This is a genomic window from Pedococcus sp. P1_H8, assembly GCF_056405175.1.
In genome coordinates, this window is sequence record NZ_JBFUCP010000032.1 from 1 (window position 1) to 794 (window position 794).

At 60.6% G+C, this 794-nt stretch carries 2 protein-coding genes; both read right to left on the minus strand.

The window, feature by feature from the left end; all coding sequences use genetic code 11:
* Positions 1 to 262 (minus strand): hypothetical protein (locus AC1DYG_RS18650; protein WP_477641361.1); only part of this gene is annotated, 262 nt, incomplete at its 3' end.
* Positions 263 to 344: 82 nt separating this feature from the next.
* A partial coding sequence (locus AC1DYG_RS18655) for a TauD/TfdA dioxygenase family protein (RefSeq protein ID WP_477641362.1) occupies positions 345 to 794 on the minus strand: 450 nt, incomplete at its 5' end.

Sequence of the window (794 nt, forward strand, 5' to 3'; positions counted from 1 at the left end):
CCCCGGTGCCGGCCCATTCGCTGTAGATGCTCTTGATCGCATCGGCACCCTCGAGCCGAACCGTGCGGCCGAAGGTGCTGAAGTTGTAGACAGGGTTCTCGACCATCATGTCCGGCGCGAAGATCTCCTCCCACCGGCCGGCGACTTCGAGGTTGCGGTGCCGGTTGTAGGCATGCAGCAAGTACTTGTGCCGCGGGTTGTCGGTCCGCTCGATCAGCTGCGCGACCGCGATATTCGTCTTGGTGACGTCGAACTTGCTCATTGCGATTCCTTTCAAAGGCTGAAAATGGGGTGTACATGCCGGGCGGGTCCAGCCCGCAGCAAATACGTCAGAATGGTGAATCTCAGAACGGCTTGTCGCCCGCAATCGTCGCGCGCTCCATTTTTCGGACGGCGGGCCAGTAGTCCTGCACCGCGTAATGCTGTGTTGATCGGTTGTCCCAGATAGCGATGCTGTCCGTCGTCCAGGTCCAGCGAACCTGGTACTCGGGGATCGCTGCACGACTCTTCAGGTAGTTGAGCAAATCGCTTCCACCCGGTGAGTAGTCGGCACCGTAACGGACGCGGTCCGGGGTGTGAAAATTGGTGAAGTGCGTGGCGAAGACATTCACATAGAGGATCTCCTCCCCCGTCTCGGGATGCGTGCGCACCACAGGATGCTCGGCATCGGGGAATCGTTCTCGAAGTTCGTACCGTTCTTCCAGCGGCTTGGCGGCGCCGAATACCGCCTCGAAGCTGTGCCGGGCACGCAAGGACCTCACGTCCTCCTTGACCCGGTCCGGAAGCTCCCGATA